The sequence below is a fragment of the Fibrobacterota bacterium genome (assembly GCA_019509785.1).
Classification (GTDB): Bacteria; Fibrobacterota; Fibrobacteria; order UBA11236; family UBA11236; genus Chersky-265.
The window spans coordinates 76,805-91,657 of the sequence record JAEKLQ010000025.1 but is presented as its reverse complement, the minus strand read 5'-3'; the positions used below and the strand labels follow the sequence as shown (position 1 = coordinate 91,657).

The 14,853-nt window shown below is 64.0% G+C and carries 16 protein-coding genes; 5 read left to right on the top strand and 11 right to left on the bottom strand.

Annotated elements, in window-relative coordinates:
• Positions 1 to 71: 71 nt before the first annotated feature.
• The gene (locus tag JF616_04495) at positions 72 to 815 is read left to right on the top strand and encodes a rhomboid family intramembrane serine protease (GenBank protein MBW8887000.1); all 744 of its coding nucleotides are present in this window, start codon (positions 72 to 74) and stop codon (positions 813 to 815) included.
• Positions 816 to 1,349, top strand: coding sequence for a thioesterase family protein (locus JF616_04490; GenBank protein MBW8886999.1), 534 nt, complete (start codon positions 816 to 818; stop codon positions 1,347 to 1,349).
• On the opposite strand, the gene JF616_04485 is transcribed toward JF616_04490, so the two are convergent.
• Both JF616_04485 and JF616_04480 read right to left on the bottom strand, forming a co-directional pair.
• Positions 1,346 to 1,903 (bottom strand): hypothetical protein, encoded by a 558-nt coding sequence (locus tag JF616_04485; GenBank protein ID MBW8886998.1) that lies wholly within the window; start codon positions 1,901 to 1,903, stop codon positions 1,346 to 1,348. The genes JF616_04490 and JF616_04485 overlap by 4 nt on opposite strands.
• A gap of 44 nt (positions 1,904 to 1,947) precedes the next feature.
• On the bottom strand, positions 1,948 to 2,325 hold the full coding sequence (locus JF616_04480; protein ID MBW8886997.1) for a hypothetical protein: 378 nt from the start codon (positions 2,323 to 2,325) through the stop codon (positions 1,948 to 1,950).
• Positions 2,326 to 2,474: 149 nt separating this feature from the next.
• Between JF616_04480 and JF616_04475 the strand changes: the two genes are divergently transcribed.
• Together JF616_04475 and JF616_04470 are read left to right on the top strand one after the other, a co-directional pair.
• On the top strand, positions 2,475 to 3,035 hold the full coding sequence (locus JF616_04475) for an SPOR domain-containing protein (GenBank protein ID MBW8886996.1): 561 nt from the start codon (positions 2,475 to 2,477) through the stop codon (positions 3,033 to 3,035).
• 69 nt (positions 3,036 to 3,104) lie between these two features.
• Positions 3,105 to 3,674 (top strand): hypothetical protein, encoded by a 570-nt coding sequence (locus JF616_04470; protein ID MBW8886995.1) that lies wholly within the window; start codon positions 3,105 to 3,107, stop codon positions 3,672 to 3,674.
• Positions 3,675 to 3,700: 26 nt separating this feature from the next.
• On the opposite strand, the gene JF616_04465 is transcribed toward JF616_04470, so the two are convergent.
• Genes JF616_04465 through JF616_04455 form a run of 3 tightly spaced genes read right to left on the bottom strand, consistent with a single transcriptional unit; the run spans position 3,701 to position 5,731 of the window.
• Positions 3,701 to 4,537, bottom strand: coding sequence for a diaminopimelate epimerase (locus JF616_04465; GenBank protein ID MBW8886994.1), 837 nt, complete (start codon positions 4,535 to 4,537; stop codon positions 3,701 to 3,703).
• A complete protein-coding gene (locus tag JF616_04460; GenBank protein MBW8886993.1) occupies positions 4,537 to 5,019 on the bottom strand; it encodes an LptE family protein in 483 nt (160 codons plus the stop codon). The genes JF616_04465 and JF616_04460 overlap by 1 nt, the downstream gene beginning before the upstream one ends.
• A gap of 10 nt (positions 5,020 to 5,029) precedes the next feature.
• A complete protein-coding gene (locus JF616_04455; GenBank protein ID MBW8886992.1) occupies positions 5,030 to 5,731 on the bottom strand; it encodes a hypothetical protein in 702 nt (233 codons plus the stop codon).
• A 74-nt stretch (positions 5,732 to 5,805) separates the two neighbouring features.
• Between JF616_04455 and JF616_04450 the strand changes: the two genes are divergently transcribed.
• Positions 5,806 to 6,510: a helix-turn-helix transcriptional regulator gene (locus JF616_04450; GenBank protein MBW8886991.1), complete on the top strand. Its 705-nt coding sequence runs from the start codon at positions 5,806 to 5,808 to the stop codon at positions 6,508 to 6,510.
• A 12-nt stretch (positions 6,511 to 6,522) separates the two neighbouring features.
• Here JF616_04450 and JF616_04445 read toward each other — a convergent pair whose 3' ends face one another.
• The 6 genes from JF616_04445 to JF616_04420 form a co-directional block, all read right to left on the bottom strand.
• Entirely contained in the window at positions 6,523 to 7,293 is a 771-nt protein-coding gene (locus JF616_04445) for a nucleotidyltransferase domain-containing protein (protein MBW8886990.1), read from the bottom strand.
• A gap of 12 nt (positions 7,294 to 7,305) precedes the next feature.
• Positions 7,306 to 9,117: a glycoside hydrolase family 5 protein gene (locus tag JF616_04440; GenBank protein ID MBW8886989.1), complete on the bottom strand. Its 1,812-nt coding sequence runs from the start codon at positions 9,115 to 9,117 to the stop codon at positions 7,306 to 7,308.
• 69 nt (positions 9,118 to 9,186) lie between these two features.
• On the bottom strand, positions 9,187 to 9,573 hold the full coding sequence (locus JF616_04435; protein ID MBW8886988.1) for a terminase: 387 nt from the start codon (positions 9,571 to 9,573) through the stop codon (positions 9,187 to 9,189).
• Positions 9,570 to 12,569, bottom strand: a complete 3,000-nt coding sequence (locus tag JF616_04430) for a 3'-5' exoribonuclease (protein MBW8886987.1) — start codon at positions 12,567 to 12,569, stop codon at positions 9,570 to 9,572. Before JF616_04430 ends, JF616_04435 begins: the two co-directional genes overlap by 4 nt.
• A gap of 22 nt (positions 12,570 to 12,591) precedes the next feature.
• Positions 12,592 to 14,262 (bottom strand): protein kinase, encoded by a 1,671-nt coding sequence (locus JF616_04425; GenBank protein ID MBW8886986.1) that lies wholly within the window; start codon positions 14,260 to 14,262, stop codon positions 12,592 to 12,594.
• Entirely contained in the window at positions 14,259 to 14,780 is a 522-nt protein-coding gene (locus JF616_04420; GenBank protein MBW8886985.1) for a hypothetical protein, read from the bottom strand. Before JF616_04420 ends, JF616_04425 begins: the two co-directional genes overlap by 4 nt.
• Between the last annotated feature and the right edge of the window lie 73 nt (positions 14,781 to 14,853).

The following is a 14,853-nucleotide window of genomic DNA, read 5'->3' as shown; positions in this document are numbered from 1 at the left end:
AGGAATCGGGTCAGGGGGCTTATTCCCCCCGACCCGGTTACCGGACCCGGTCCACCGGAGGAATCGGCAGCATGTTCATTCCCATTGGCGACGATAATTCCGGCCGCACGCTCACTCCCTTCGTGGTCTATGGCCTCATCGCCGCCAACGGGCTGATGTGGTTCACGCAGTTGCGCCTGGGCCAGGCCTTCACCTACGGTTGGGCCACCATCCCTTACGAGATCACCCATGGGGTCGACCTGGTGCGGGCCTCGGCCATGGATATCCACGGCCGCAATGTGGCGATCCCCCAATACCCCGGCCCTTCCCCCATCTACCTGACCCTCCTCACTTCGATGTTCATGCATGGGGGTTGGATGCACATCCTCGGCAACATGCTTTATCTATGGATCTTCGGCGATCAAATCGAGGATCTGCTCGGGCATGGGAAGTTCCTGTTGTTCTATCTGGCCTGCGGCTTGGGGGCGGGATTCGCGCAAATCATCTTCCAACCGGACTCCTCCATCCCTTGCCTGGGCGCTTCCGGGGCCATCGCCGGCGTCCTGGGCGCATACCTCATCAAGTATCCGACCAATCCCGTGCGGGTGCTGATGTGGCGCTATATCACCCGCATGCCGGCGGCCGTGGTGTTGGGGATGTGGATCCTGCTGCAAATCTTCAGCCAGGTGAGCACCCCGGCGGGGGAGGCCAGCGGGGTGGCCTACATGGCCCATATCGGCGGGTTCACGGTGGGCGTGATCCTGATCTTCCTGCTGGCCCGCGCCCGTCCGCCCGCGCGCCGGCCGGGAATGTTCCCGGGCGCCTGGAACCGCTGAATGAATCTCCTTTTCCGCCTTCTCAAGACACTGCTGTTCTGGATCGTATTTCCCGCGCGCCGGGGCATCCTCGACGAATCCGTGGTACGCTTCCGCGTCTGGCCCAACGATCTCGATACGAATCTGCATATGAACAACGGCCGCTACCTCACCCTGATGGATCTCGGCCGCTTGGATTTGCTCTTGCGCAACGGCGCCATCCGTCACGTCCTGGCCCAGAAATGGTACCCCGTGCTGGCGAGCTGCCAAATCCGCTTCCGGCGGCCCCTGAACCTGTTCCAGCGGTTCGAGATCCGCACGCGTATCGTGACCTGGGACGAAAAATGGATTTACCTGGAACAGCGCATCCTGCGGAACGGCGACATGGCGCTGCATGCCTATCTTAAAGCGGTTTTCGTGGCCCGCACCGGGGGTAGCGTACCCGTTACCCGCCTGCTGGAGCTGATGGGCGTTCGGCAAGCGCCTCCGGACATGCCCGCAGGCATGACCGCCTGGAAGGAAGCCGAAGCCTTGGCGACCCGGGACGCGCGCTAACCGGGAAGTTCGTCCTCGGTCTCCTGGATTCCCGCCGCCCGCAGCAGTTCTTCGGCTTCGCGCTCGAGGGCGGCGGCCCGTTCCTTGGCAACCGTGGCGTCCCAGACCGGACCGCCCTTGCGGACTGCGCTCCCTGCGCCCGCGGCAAGCGGCGGGGGATCTTTCCGCAAACGCAAAGTGAACTCCGCCAATTGCAGCGACTCACGATACAGGGTATTGTCGGGGGAGAGGGGAACCAGCTTTTCCGCCAGCAGGACGCGGGCGCTTTCGGGCTTGTCCAGTTCGTGCAGGAAGATAGACGCGGACTCCCATAGGGATGCTTCGTGACCGGGATCGATCTGCAAGGCGCGTTCGAAGCGGAGCAGCGCCTGTTCGGGCTCTTCCATGGCCGTAAGCGCGCGCGCCCAGTAATAGTGGCGGTCGCGATCCTCTTCCGAACCGGTCAGCCGCGATTTGGCGTGGTCGATGATGCCTTGCAGCAATCGATCGGCGCGCCGCTGTTCGCCATCGGCGAGCAGATCCAAAGCCTGGTTGAGGGCGATTTCGTAGTCCATGATTCCTCCTCGGGAGGGCCCCTCTTTGGGAGGACGCTTTGGACTTAATTTAGCTTTCCGATCGGGGCCAATGGCACCCGGCCCCGCAAGCCCGCTTCCAGGGACGGCCGGTCCGCGAAGATGACGTCATTCGGATCGATTCCGGCGAAAGCGGACCGGAGGGCTTCGCGCAAGCTGGCCGATCCCGATTGGATCAAAAGGTGGGCCCGCCGGGCCTGGAACTTCCGGGCGTTATGGGAGAGGGATTCCAGGGCGGCATCGTCGCCGAGGGAGGCCCCGGATAGATCCAAGGCCACCCAATCCGCGCCATGCTCGAGCAAAGCGTCGAGATGCTTGTCGATCACCCGCCAATGCTGCAAGCGCAGGCTCCCTTTGACGGATAGGATGCGCAAGTCCCCCATTTTCGAAATGGCGATTTCCACGGCCTGATTTCCAATCCCCTTGCCGCGCTCGATTAAAGGCGGCCCCCGCCCGATTTTACGGGGCGGCGCAATGCCCGTGGGCATGGAACAAGCCATCTTTTCTATTTTCCCGGCCTGCGTCCCGTATAGGGCCGTCACCGGGAGGTCCAATGCCCGTCCATATCTTGGGATTCTTTAGGGATCCCGGCCGAAAGCTCCACCGCGGTATCTCCTGGCTGGCGATGGCCAGCGTGGCCGCCGGGATATCCGCCTGCGCCGGAATCGGCGGCTCGCGCACCGAAGAACCTTCCCCGCCAGAGGCCGCGGCAACCCCGTCGGCCCAATCGCCCGAAGCCGCGGTCCCCGCGTCCGGCCGTAAGTTCCAGGAACCCGGGGAACTGGACAGGCTGTTGGATGCCAAGCCCATAGCCCTCGCCGCCGTTAAGCCGGCCAGCCAGGCGCCGCAGGCCGCCACGGCCGCGGCCAAAGCCCCCGAACCCGCCAAAACCAAGGGCAATTTCCGCATCCAGATCGGGGCCGAGTCGGACGTGGACGCGGCCCAGGCGAAGAAGGCCCAGTACGAGAAAATGCTGGGCGGCACGGTAGACGTGGTCTTCGACGCGCCTTACTACAAATTGCGCTGGGGCTACTTCGAGACCAAGCAGGATGCCGAGGATAAGATCCTGGAGCTATCCGATCAGAAGATCCAGGCTTTCGTGGTCAAGCAATGACCCGTTGACTACTTTTCCTGGCCGCGCGGCTTACCCGCAATCGAACAGCGCCGCGCGAAAGGAAACCCAATGCGTTCTATTACGCCCTTCGCGGCCATGCTATTAATCGCGTTTTCCGCGGCGCACTCCCGCGAAATCAGGATGGGGGCCGTCGAGTTATCCGGCCAGGGCTCGTACATGATGAGCGGGGGCGATGCCATTTCGCAAACCGCCCTGTTGGTGAGGCCGTCCGCAGCCGTTTACCTGAGCCAGTACATCAACTTCGGGCCCGTCTTCAGCTGGGAACGGTACCATACCGAGGAAAAGGACTTCTCCCTCATCGGCGGTGGTTCTTACGAATCCACCAGCTCTATGCTCAGCATCAGCGCGAAGGCGGGAATCCTCGCGAATTATACGGAACTCGTCTTCCGGCCTTTGCCTTTCTTCGACATGAGCGCCGGTCCGGAAATCAATTCGCGTTCTGGTACCGGCAGCTCCGACTATTCGAAGATGGGGGCAGTATTCACGGGGACTTTAGGGACGAAGTTCAAACTGAGCGACTCGTTCCTGTTCGCTGCCTTCTTTAGCATCGAGGATCATAGCCTTCTGCATTATGAGATCCTGGATACCTTCGGATTCGGATTCTCCGGGGTGATCTGAGCGCCGAGGCGAAGCGGCGGCAGCGGCTATAGGCCCGGGAATTCTCCCTGGAAAACTTCCACGGCGTTCCCGGTCATGAACACGCTGCCCTTGCCGTCGTACTCCAGGAGGAGGTTTCCGCCGGTAAGGCGTAAGGTAAGCCGAGATCCCGTCTTGCCCAGGCGATAGCCCACCGCGGCCACCGCCGAGGCGCCGGTCCCGCAAGCCCAGGTCTCGCCGGAGCCCCGCTCCCAGGTGCGCTGGATGGCTTCTTCCTTCGAGATCACCTGCACGAATTCCACGTTCACCTTGCGGGGGAACAGGGGATGGGTTTCGATCAAGGGCCCGATCTGCTCTACCGGAAAGCGGGCCACGTCGTCCACGTAGATCACGCAATGGGGATTGCCCATGGAGACCGAACTGAAGGTGAAGGATTTCCCGGCCACTTCCAGCTTCTTCTCCAGTACCTCGCCGGCCAAGGTGGTCGGGATCTTCGGCCCGTCCCAGATGGGCGCGCCCATGTCCAACCGCACCTCTTCGGCCGCGCCGGCCGCGTCCCGCTTGACGATGCGCGCGAAGCGCCAGCCCGCACCGGTCATCAGTTTCAATTCGTCCTTGCCGCGGGCATAATGATCGTGCACGTACTTGGCCACGCAACGCAGGCCGTTGCCGCACATCTCGGACATGCTTCCGTCGGCGTTGTACATCTCCATTTCGCCGTCGGCGTCCGGGCGCGGCTTGATGAGGATAAGCCCGTCCCCGCCGATGCCGAAGCGCCGATGGGATACTGCCACCGCCGCCTTGGCCGGATCGGCTATCTTTCCGGCGAATAGGTCCACATAGACGTAATCGTTGCCCGTACCGTGCATCTTGACGAACTTCATCACCACCCCGATACCGAATTGTCCAGGACCACCTTGACCAAGCCATCCACCGCCTGCTTCTTGGCCGTCTCTTCCGTCTCGCCCCGATCGATGGCGTACAGCCCGAAACCGGGCACCCGATCGTCGCTGTAAAGCGTGTCCCCCTTCACCCGATCGATAAAGCGAACGCTGGCCAGGATGTCCACGCGATAGCTGGTCACCGTGGCGCCGCTGGTCGTCTGCGGCCGCTGCGAGTAATCGGTCAGCACGGTGATGAGCTCGGCGTCCCCGCCCTCGTTCACGCGGCGCAGATTGCTACGCGAGCGGAAACCCTCTTCCAGCCCCTGCGTGATCTGATCCGCCAGGGACGACTCCAGGGTCTTGTTGGCCACGGGATCGATGCGCACCGTGCGCAGATGCGAGGGCAGGGTGGTGCCGGAGAAGCTATAGCATCCCGCCAGCGCCAGCAGGGCGAAAGCCAGGAGAGGAAGGCGGATGGGCATGCAAGGCAAATTATAAAATCCGCGTAAGCTTCCGGAAGATGAGCAGATGCCCGGCCAGGGCCGCCATCACGAATAGGGCGGGAATGTACACGTAGGGAAAATGCAGCACCAACTCGTTGGGCGGATCATTGGGGAAAGCGCGCCAAGGCGCCGGAAGCGACAAAACGGCCACCGCGCCGATATTGAGGAGCAACGCCAATCCGGCCAGGTTCCAGGCCAGGAAAACCTTGCGGCCCGCCCGGCCGCGCGCGGCCAGCCAGGCTACCACGATGGCCGAGAGTCCCGTGAGGACGTCGAAATTGCGCCCGGCGAAAGTCATCTGGACCGGCAGGCGGCCTTGGGCATGGAAGGCATAAAGCAGGAACTCCAGGGGCAAGCGGAAAGCCTGGAAGCCGATGAGCGCTGCATAAGGAAGGGCCGTCATGCGTTTGCCCAGGGGCGAGAAGACCGCCAGGATCGCGAGCAATAGGCCGGGCGGCATCAGGAGCGCCACCGGCGGCGCGCCGCCTCCCGGTGGCGGAAGCAGCTTGCCGCGCAAAGAGAGCTGGGCCGCATAGGCGAGCCATAACGCCAATCCCGCGACGGCTACGGGGAAGAGGGGCCGTCCCCCGGCCGTCCGATCGGCCCGTCGCACCCCCACGAGGATGGCCGAAGCCACGGCGGCGGCGAGCGCGAGCAGGCAGAGGGTCGGCAGGTCCCAGCGAGTTTCCATATCTTCCCCCTTTTCGGATTCGGTACTTTAAAATATAATAGTAGATAGTTATCTAAATATAAAGGATTGTTCCTGTGGCTCAGAAGCCCTCCCTGCGTTCCCGGAAAGCCCGCCCTGAAGGCCCTGGGCGTCCCGCGCGCCCGGAGCGGCGCAGCTACGCGCAAGCCTGCGGTCTGGCCAAGGCCCTGGACGTGGTAGGGGAACGCTGGACCTTGCTTTTAGCGCGCGATCTGATGCTCGGCCCCAAGCGCTTTTCGGAATTGCAGCGCGGCCTGGACGGGCTGGCCCCCAACCTGCTGGCCGCGCGCTTGAAGGAGATGGAGGCCCTGGGGCTGGTGGAAAAATCCTCCGCCTCCGGCGCGCGCGTCGAAGCCTATGTCCTCACCGCCGCCGGCCGCGAATTGGAACCGGCCCTGCATGCCTTGGGCCAGTGGGGTTTCCGCTACCTGGCCCAGCCCGATCCCGCCGATCGGAAAGAGCTGGCTTGGGCCTTGTTCGCCCTCAAGCGAAGATATCGCGGAACGGATAGGCCCTTGCTCGCCGAGATCCGCTGCGAAGGGCGGATATTCCAATACCATCTGGAAGGCGACCACGCGGAATTGAGGGAGGGCTCCCAACGTTTGCCGGAAATCCTGCTCCAGGGAGAGGGCGATGCCTTCCGGGCCCTTTTCTTCCGGGGCGAATCGGCAAGCGCACTACGGGCCGCGAAGAAATTGGAGTTCGGCGGGTCGGAAGGAAAACTGCGCGACTTCCTGAGGGCTTTTGCTTTGAAGGCTTGAAGGTCCGCCCGTTCAGACGTTGTCGGAAATCAAGGACCGGGCCCGTTCGATCAGCGCGACCAGGCCCTCGGGCCCGGGGCCGAGGGCAGCATACAGGGCATCCGCATTGGCGAATCCCGCTTGGGCTAAAAGGGTCTTTTCATTGGTGATCCAAACGCCGTCGCGCGCGAGCCGCGCATGTCCGGCTTCCAACAGGGCGCGGGCCACCGATCCGCAGGCCATGGCGCGATCCCCACGTTCGGCATAGGCTTTCAGGGCGTAATGAAGGGTCACTTCGGCGCGGTCCTGCCAGATGCGGTATGCCGTACGCTTGAGCGCCTCCGGATAACCGGGCCGGGGAAGCGAGCCGCTGAGGACTTGTCCCAAGGCGAGTTCGGCCACTATGACATAGGTAGGGATACCCGCCAAATAGAAGAGAAGTTGTTCGATGGCGAACTCCCCCTTCTCCGCCTCGCGGATGCGGCGCTCCACGTCATTGAGATCCCGGTAATGGACGTCCACCCGGCGTCCGCCCGCCTCGAGCCAGGCGCCTCCGTTGAAAACCCCGCCGCCCCATCCCCCTAGGGCGGAGACTTCGCCGGGCCAGCCCAAGTCGCGCACCGCAGTAACATCGAAGTTACCGCGGTAGTAGATGGAGAAGTCCCAGTCCGATGCGGGCGACTGCCTGCCGGCGGCTCGGGAGCCGCCGAGCATTACGGCCTCCACGCCGGGCATGCGGGCCAGGGAGCCCGCGACCGCCTCCAGGAAATCGGCGTCGTTTAGCGTGGAGGGAATAGGGTGCATGCGCTGAACCGATTACATCCCCAGATCCGCGTTCGTCACGCCGATTAAGCGGATATCATCCAGGTACAGCTCCGAGGTCGTATCCGTCTGCTCGCCGGAGCAATGCCCGTTCATGAATTCCAAGGCGATGATCTTCTTGCGGACGTCCTCCCAGGTGAGATGTTGCTTAGCCTGCTTGGAATAGGGCTTGGCCGCCAGGATATCAGCGGGAATCAAGACCGTTTCCCATTCCGTTTTCGGGCGGAAGGCGGCGCTCATCTGGCCCCAACGCTCGGTGCTGTCCGGGTCGGAGCTGACGGTGTCGGAGATCACCTCCATGCACCAATCGCCTTTTCCCTTGGCGCGGAACTGGATGGCCGTCAGCTTGGTCAGGTCCACGAAGGTGGAATCGTACCCGCCCAGGATGCCCGCCCCGAATCCGGCCCAAGGGTTCGGGGACAGGGAGTCCGCGACGGCCCGCATCTTGACGTGGACGCCATTGCCTTCGCTGCCCCACGGGCCCACCAGGAGATCGAAGTTGGGGGGCGTGCCGGAATCCACTTCCTTATAATCGTGGATGGGGGTTCCATCCCCGGACAACAGGGTAGAGCTGCCCGAATGGAAGGTATACCAATTCGAATGGTAATCGGTGAGGGGAATGCCCTGATGCTCCCGCCACTTGCGGGCCGAAGCCGGCATATTCACCAGGCTGTCCTCGAAGTCATCCATGGTCACGTAGACGCCGGCGTCGATGGGCGTGGAGGCGCCCAGGATGGAATCGAGCAGGGGATTGCTCCCGTGGTGGAGCAGCGCTTTCATCAGATAGCCTTTCCAGGCCTCGGTGGTATCGTTCATGATCCCGAAATCGGAGCTGAAGTTCCAAAGGGCCCAACTGATGCGGGAGGAATCCATCTTCCGCGTCATATACTCCGTCCACAACGCCCGGGAGAGGGTATCGGCGCGGAAATAGGTCCCGAATTCGCCCATGAAAACGGGCCGATCCTGTTCGGCGGACCAATCGCGTAGCGTGGCCAGATCCTGGTCCATCACCGCGCGCTGGGCGGGCGTGGCGCGCCAGGTGGTGCCGAGCCATTGGTCCGCGCCGTCCTCGAAGGCGGCTCCCTGGTGGGTGAAGGTATGCGGATCATAGTAATGGATGGTGACGATCAAGTTGGTGTCGGCGGGTAGGCGCAGCGCGGACAGGCCGCCCAATCCGCCCCAGGGGGCGGTGCCCACCACCAGGGTGCGCCCGGGTTGCAGGACGCGGATGGTGTCGATGGCCTGAGCGAGGAACCCGTTCCAGGTCGCCGCGTCCAGCTGATCCTGCGGTTCGTTCAGCAGCTCGAACAGCACTTCGGGCGGAGCGTCGCGGAAACGCTTGCAGATTTGCTTCCACATGGAAAGGAAACGGGGAAGCTCCCTTTGCGGATGGGCCATGAGGGAATCGTAATGGTGCATGTCCAAGATCGCCAGCAAATGGTTGTCCAAGGCTTGCTTCACCGCCCAGTCCACCCGGTCCATGAAAACGGAATCGATGGTATATGGGCTATCCACCAGGGCATGCGCGGAAAAGCGCACGGGGATGCGCACGGATTTGAATCCGGAATCCGCGATCCAACGGAAGTAGTCCGCCTTGAGGGTCACGCCCCAGGCCCCTTCCGCGGGATAGGCATCCAAGGCGTTGCCGAGATTGACTCCCTGGCCCAAGCGGGCATTCAAGGCCTTGGCGGAGGGGAAGTCCGCCTGCAACGCGGGGGGCACCACGACGCAACCGCAGACCGAGGTGGCATGCTCGCAGGCTTGGAAGGAAATGGCGATGCAAATGAGAAGCAGGAAGCGCAGCATAAGTCGGTTTCTCCCGGTTTTGAACCGCTCCCGCGCAGGCGGGTCGGGAGCGGCCGTCCGAAAGAAAGACTAGTTTTTTTGGCGGATTCGTAAAGGCACGGACCGCAAGGCGCGCGACCAGCCGCCGGTGAGGAAAAAGCGCGGGAAGGTGACCCATTGTTCGAGGAAGATGCGCGCGAAGGCGTTGGCGGGGCCTGAAAAAGGGATGGAGGGATTGGCCTCGCGTCCATGCCCGTAACCCTGGGCCGCGAAGGAAATAATCATGGCGGCCAAGCCGGCCAGGGCCATGGCCCAGGACAGCCGCACGAGACCGGCGATCAAGGCGATGTTTCCGCCCAGGAAGACGGGGACGAGGACGATGTGGATCAAGAGGTTCGTCCGGGCCTGGTGATAGAGCGGATAACCGTCCCACTGCCAGCGCGCCAATCCTCCCGGTTCCATGCCAACCTCCTTCATGCCTCCGCTTGAGTCTCCCCGATTCCGGCTAGCGTTTCCGTGGCTGCGATTTCCGGCGCTGTCGCGATGGCTTCAGGACCGGCCCCAATGGCCTCCGCGGCCGTAACGGGCTTCGCGGCGGCCGGTTCCGCAAGCGTTTCGCCGGGAACCGTCGTTACCGCGGCGAGGCCCAAGGCTTCCGCCGTGCGCGCGAACAGGTCCTCTTCCCGGGTGAAGATGCGGGCCTCGCGGCCGAGCCCCCGTTGGAAGAAGCGCGCGTATTTCTCGGTGGCTAAGCGCGGATCGAGAATCCAGATCACGAGACGGGAGCCGGGCGCGCGGGGAAGGCGGTTCAGCTCTTGCTTGAGGCGCAGGATGGCGCAGGGCAGCAAGTACTCATGGAGCGGGTTCTTGCCCTCCTCTTGTAGCCGTTCCAGATGGGGAGCCACCAAAGGCTCGCTGGGCACGGGGAAGGGCAACTTGGTCACCACGACCAGGGAGGGTAGGGAATCCCCCGGCTCCAGGCTCTCCACGAAGGCATCGGTCGCCAGCAGGCAGGCATCCGGGCGATGCCGGAACAAGTGCAGCAGGTTGTCGCGCCCGCCGTCCACGTGCTGGGCCACCACCAAGCGGCCCATGGGCCCCAATTGCTCGGCCAGCAGGGCCCGGGCCTGCTTCAGCATGCCGATATGGGTGAACAACGCCAAGGTCGGCCGCGGCAGCCCCTTGAGGCCGCGGGCCAGGGAGGCGGTCATCGCCTGGAGGGCGCCCGGGTTGGACAGCACCGGGCTATAACGCGCGATGAAAACGGGATCGAGGGGCTCGTCCGCGCCGCGGCCGCGCACCAGGATGGTTTTCAGGCGCTCGGGTCGCGAGTCCAGGCCGGTCTGCCCTAAGAAGAAGGAAAAGTCGTCTCCGATGGCCAAGGCGGGCGATACGAATACCGCGGCCTCGACCTGGGGAAGGAACTTCTCGGTGAGGACGGGGCCGAAGGACAATGGGGCGCTGCGCAAAAGGGCCTTATGCGGATTGGGGAATTCCTCGATCCAATGCGTCTCGGCCTTGCCGGAAGGATGGGCCAGATGATCCAGGTCGGAGCGGAAATCGCGCAGCAGATCGGCCGCCCGGCGCAGGTCCGGGGCGAGGTCGGCGCGCATGCCCTCCAAGCGACGGAGTACGTCTTCCAATTCCCTCAAAGCCGTTAGCACGGGCTCGGGCCCGGTGTTGAACTCTACCACCAGCTTGTCGGCGTAGCGTAGGCGGCTCTCCCCGTCCTTGCGCCGCTTATGCGCGTGCTTGGCGATCTTGTTGAAGAACTTCTGCAATTGCCGTTCGGGTTCGAAGGCCAGACGGCGCAGCAAGCGCAAGTCATCGGCAGGTTCGCTCGGCTCTACTTGCGTAGAACTTTCTTCCGTAGAACTCTCTTCCGTAGACGCCGGAACCGGCGCGAGGATGCCGGCCCCGCGTTCGAGCTCGGCCAACAGGCCCCGGGAATCCTGCTTGCCCTGGGCGATGAGTTGCAGGATGTGCTTCAGCCGGAAGAAGCCCACTTCGCGTCCCAACCGCAACTGGCCTGCCTCCGGCAAGCGATGGGCGTCATCGAAGACGATGGCCTCGTAAGGGGGAAGCAAGGCGAAGTCCAGCGCCAGATCGTCCAGGAACAATTCGTGGGTAATCAGGACCAGATGGGCCCGTCGTGCCTTTTCCCGCGCGGCGTAGGCATGGCCTTCGGGTTCGGCGGCGTAGGAATCGGAACAAAGCTTGGACCAAAGCGTCTTACGGCGATCGAAATTGAATCCGGAATTCTCCGCGACGTCCCCGTCGCCGGCGTCTTCCAGCCAGGTCAGGAGGGGCAACAGGGCCAGGCGCTCTTCCCCGGTCAGGCGGGTATCGGGATGCGCCAGGATGCCCGCCAGTTTGCGCGGGCTCACGTAGGCGGAAGGCGGCTTCAGAACCTCGATGCGGGCATCGGGGAAAAGCGCCTTCAGCAACGGGAACTCCCGCTCGGCCAGCCGTTCGATGCGGCTACGGGCCGCGGCGGCGTAGACCACGGGACGGCGGCGGGCCCGGCCATGCCGCAGCGCCGCCGCCAGGCAGGCCAGGGCGCGTCCGGATCCCGGGTCGGCGTCGAGGGCCAGCACGCGGCCCTCTTGGAAAGCGCGTTCGGCCATGGCGGCCACCCGGGCTTGCCGGCTCCGTGCCTGATAGGGCCGGCTTAACGCGGCAAAAGCCTTTCCCATGGCTTCGCCGGCGAAAAGGGATTCCGCCGAAGCGGTCGGCTTCGCCAATCCCGGCCCGGGGGTAGCTTCGGTGTTACCTGGGGCAAGGCGCGGGAGCAGGCCCGATATATCGAAACCGGGAACTCCGCCCGCATCCGCAGATGCGCCCGCATCTTCGGATGCGCCCGCATCGCCTGCGGCCCGCCCCCCGAAAAGGGCGCGCCAATGGTCGGGGCCCGGTCCCAAGAGGTGGGCGAGGGCGGCCCGAATGGCGGGCGCATATCCGGCTAACTTTTCCTGCGCGCGCAGCCACACATGCGCCGCCTGCTCGGCGTCGGGCAGGGCGCGGTGGGCCGTTTGCGGCGGGATGCCCAGGGCGGCGACCAGGTTTTCCAGGCGATGGCTGTCCAGGCGCGGCCAAGCCGTGCGCGCCAGCAGCAGGGAATCGAATACGGGATTGGCCAGGGGAGCGAATCCTTCGCTGGCGAGGGCCTGGGAAAGGAAGGCCGCGTCGAAGTCGGCGTTGTGGGCGACCAGGGGCAAATCCCCGGCGAAGGCGAGGAATTCCTCCAGGCCGGCCCGGAGCGGATCGGCTTCCGCCAACTGCGCGTAGGCGATGCCCGTGAGGGATTCCACCAAGGGGGTCAGGGGCTTATCGACCCTGGCCAGGCGGGACATGCGCGCTTCGAAGGCGCCTTCGCGCACGCGCACCGCGCCGATCTCGATGATGCGATCGGTATCCCGCTCGAGGCCGGTTGTCTCCAAATCGAATGCGACGAAGTCCCGTACGGGATTCATGGGCGGGTCCTAACGTTAATGATCAAGGGAGCGCGCGCAATTCCTGGCGGGCGGACTTCAGGTTTTCTTCCGCGCCTTTGGGACTGAGGGAGAGGTAACGGCGCAAGGCGAATTTGGCCCTGGCGCGCGCCTTAGGCCCCACGACGCCTCCGCGCCGGAGGTTCTGCTGAGCCAGCAGCCAGTAGTATTGCGCTTGGTTGTCGCGGGTCATGCGCGCGAGCCAAGGCCGCACGCGATCCAACTCGCCGCCGGCCAGGTTGTACATATCCTGGTCCTGCAGGATTTCGACCTTGAGCAAAGCGATGGTGGGGTGATAGGAGAAATCGAGGGCCTTGTTGACCAGGAGCAGGGCGCGGCCGGGATCTGCGCCCTCGCGCAGCGAGGCCTTGGCCAAGGAGTAATAGCCGCCTTGCCTGGCTTCCGGGGGCAGGGCGCGCACTTGATTCTCCGCCTCCGCGGGGGATTGCGCCGCCGGAGCCGGGGTAACCGCGGTGTTAACCTGGCCCGTCGCCGTGGCCGTAGCATTGGGGCTGCCCGCCGGCGGGACCGCTGCGGCGACGCTCGGGCCACCGGCTTCACCGGTCCCCTTCGGTTTCCCAGGGTCCGCGTCCGAGGATGCGGGACCCGGCGCGGCCTTGGCGACGCCGGCGTTCTTGAGCGGGCCTCCATGGAAGGACAGCCAGACGGATGCGGCGGCGCCGGCCACGCAGGCGCCCGCAACCAGTTTAAGGAGCCGTGAGCGCCAGGGGGTTTCCTCGGGCATCAGGGCGCGGAACTCGGCGGTGGTGAAATGGCCGCGGGCCAGGTAATCCTGGATGACGGCGGCGGGAGGGGCATCCCCATGGTAGAGCTTGTAAATGGTACGCAGAGCGGCGAGCATTTGGCCGGCGTCCTGGTATCGTTGGGACGGTTCGCGGGCCATGGCTTTCTTCGCCACGTCCAGCACCGCCTCGTCGCTTCCCTTCCAGGCCGCATCGAGATCGACGAGGTTCCATTTCAGGATGTTCTCGAGCACTTGTGCCTTGTTGTTGCCGGGGAAAGGGCGATAGCCCTTATGCAATTCGAACAGCATCACCCCCAGGGCGAACACGTCGATGCTGCGCGTGCTCAATTCGCCGCGCAGCCGTTCCGGGGCCATGTAGGCCACGCTTCCGCTGATGTGCTGGGTCTGCGTCATCAGATCCGCGCCGACCTTGGCCACGCCGAAATCGCAGATCACGGGCTGGCCATTGCGGCGCAAGAGGATGTTCTCGGGCTTCAGGTCCCGATGGATCACCCCGTCGAGCACCGTCTCCCCGAAAGTCAGGCGGGCCTTATGCGCATGTTCCATGCCTTCCAGCACGGCATAGGTGATGGCCAGGGCCACGGACAAAGGGAAATGCTTGCGCTTCTCCAGGAATTGCCGCAGGCTCATCCCGTCGATGTACTCCATCTCGATTTGCAGCTTGGAGTTGGTCTGCGTCACGTCGAAAACCTGGACGATGGCGGGATGCTTGAGGTGGGCGGAGACCTGCGCTTCCATCTTGAACTTCTCGCGACGGCGCGGATCCAGCATCATGTCATGATGCAGGATTTTCAGCACGCGCAGTTCGCCCAGGGCGATATGGCGGGCCAGGTACACCGTCGCCGAAGCGCCTTGCCCCAACAACTTGACGACGTCGTAGCGGGTGTCGGTGGCTTCAGAGAGGATCATGCTTCGCCCCGGGCCACCGCTTCGATAAGGCCGAAGAAGCCTTGGAGGCCGGGGCCCATCACGGCACGCTTGGGTCCGTCCGGGATGAAGCTGGCCAGGCCCTTCAGGATGTAAAGGGGGATGTCCACTTTTCCCGATGCATGCAGTTCATCGAGGATGGCTTCGTACTCCGGCCGGAAGAAGAAGATGGGCGACCCCTCGTGGTCTTGTTCGTCCAGCAGGATTTGCAACCAGGTGGCGACTTCGATGCGCTCGGTACCGTCGAACTGGATCTCGATGGCTTGCTCGGCCTCTTCCATGTCGCCGCTTAAGGCGACCTCGCTGAGCACCTTTTGGGCCTGTTCCAGGTTTCCGGGCGACACGACCAAATGGTACTTCTCCGCGCCAGGCCCGCCGGGGCGGGCCGCCCGCTCGTCCGGGCGCACCCGGCACAGGATGCCGTGGTGGCTAAGATACTTCCCCAGCCGCTCCAGCGAAGGGCGTTCCGCGCTGGTCGCGATGGGCACGAAATCGTCCATAACTCCCGGGGAAAGGTAACATTTTCCGGCTATTTCCGCCTAATCGGGAAGGATCGTGATTCGTCTCACTTGG

Bases quoted from the DNA above. Each gene is read 5' to 3' on its own strand.
- JF616_04495 (MBW8887000.1), top strand. From the start codon at position 72: ATGTTCATTCCCATTGGCGACGATAATTCCGGCCGCACGCTCACTCCC.
- JF616_04490 (MBW8886999.1), top strand. From the start codon at position 816: ATGAATCTCCTTTTCCGCCTTCTCAAGACACTGCTGTTCTGGATCGTA.
- JF616_04485 (MBW8886998.1), bottom strand. From the start codon at position 1,903: ATGGACTACGAAATCGCCCTCAACCAGGCTTTGGATCTGCTCGCCGAT.
- JF616_04475 (MBW8886996.1), top strand. From the start codon at position 2,475: ATGCCCGTCCATATCTTGGGATTCTTTAGGGATCCCGGCCGAAAGCTC.
- JF616_04470 (MBW8886995.1), top strand. From the start codon at position 3,105: ATGCGTTCTATTACGCCCTTCGCGGCCATGCTATTAATCGCGTTTTCC.
- JF616_04465 (MBW8886994.1), bottom strand. From the start codon at position 4,537: ATGAAGTTCGTCAAGATGCACGGTACGGGCAACGATTACGTCTATGTG.
- JF616_04460 (MBW8886993.1), bottom strand. From the start codon at position 5,019: ATGCCCATCCGCCTTCCTCTCCTGGCTTTCGCCCTGCTGGCGCTGGCG.
- JF616_04455 (MBW8886992.1), bottom strand. From the start codon at position 5,731: ATGGAAACTCGCTGGGACCTGCCGACCCTCTGCCTGCTCGCGCTCGCC.
- JF616_04445 (MBW8886990.1), bottom strand. From the start codon at position 7,293: ATGCACCCTATTCCCTCCACGCTAAACGACGCCGATTTCCTGGAGGCG.
- JF616_04440 (MBW8886989.1), bottom strand. From the start codon at position 9,117: ATGCTGCGCTTCCTGCTTCTCATTTGCATCGCCATTTCCTTCCAAGCC.
- JF616_04435 (MBW8886988.1), bottom strand. From the start codon at position 9,573: ATGAAGGAGGTTGGCATGGAACCGGGAGGATTGGCGCGCTGGCAGTGG.
- JF616_04430 (MBW8886987.1), bottom strand. From the start codon at position 12,569: ATGAATCCCGTACGGGACTTCGTCGCATTCGATTTGGAGACAACCGGC.
- JF616_04425 (MBW8886986.1), bottom strand. From the start codon at position 14,262: ATGATCCTCTCTGAAGCCACCGACACCCGCTACGACGTCGTCAAGTTG.
- JF616_04420 (MBW8886985.1), bottom strand. From the start codon at position 14,780: ATGGACGATTTCGTGCCCATCGCGACCAGCGCGGAACGCCCTTCGCTG.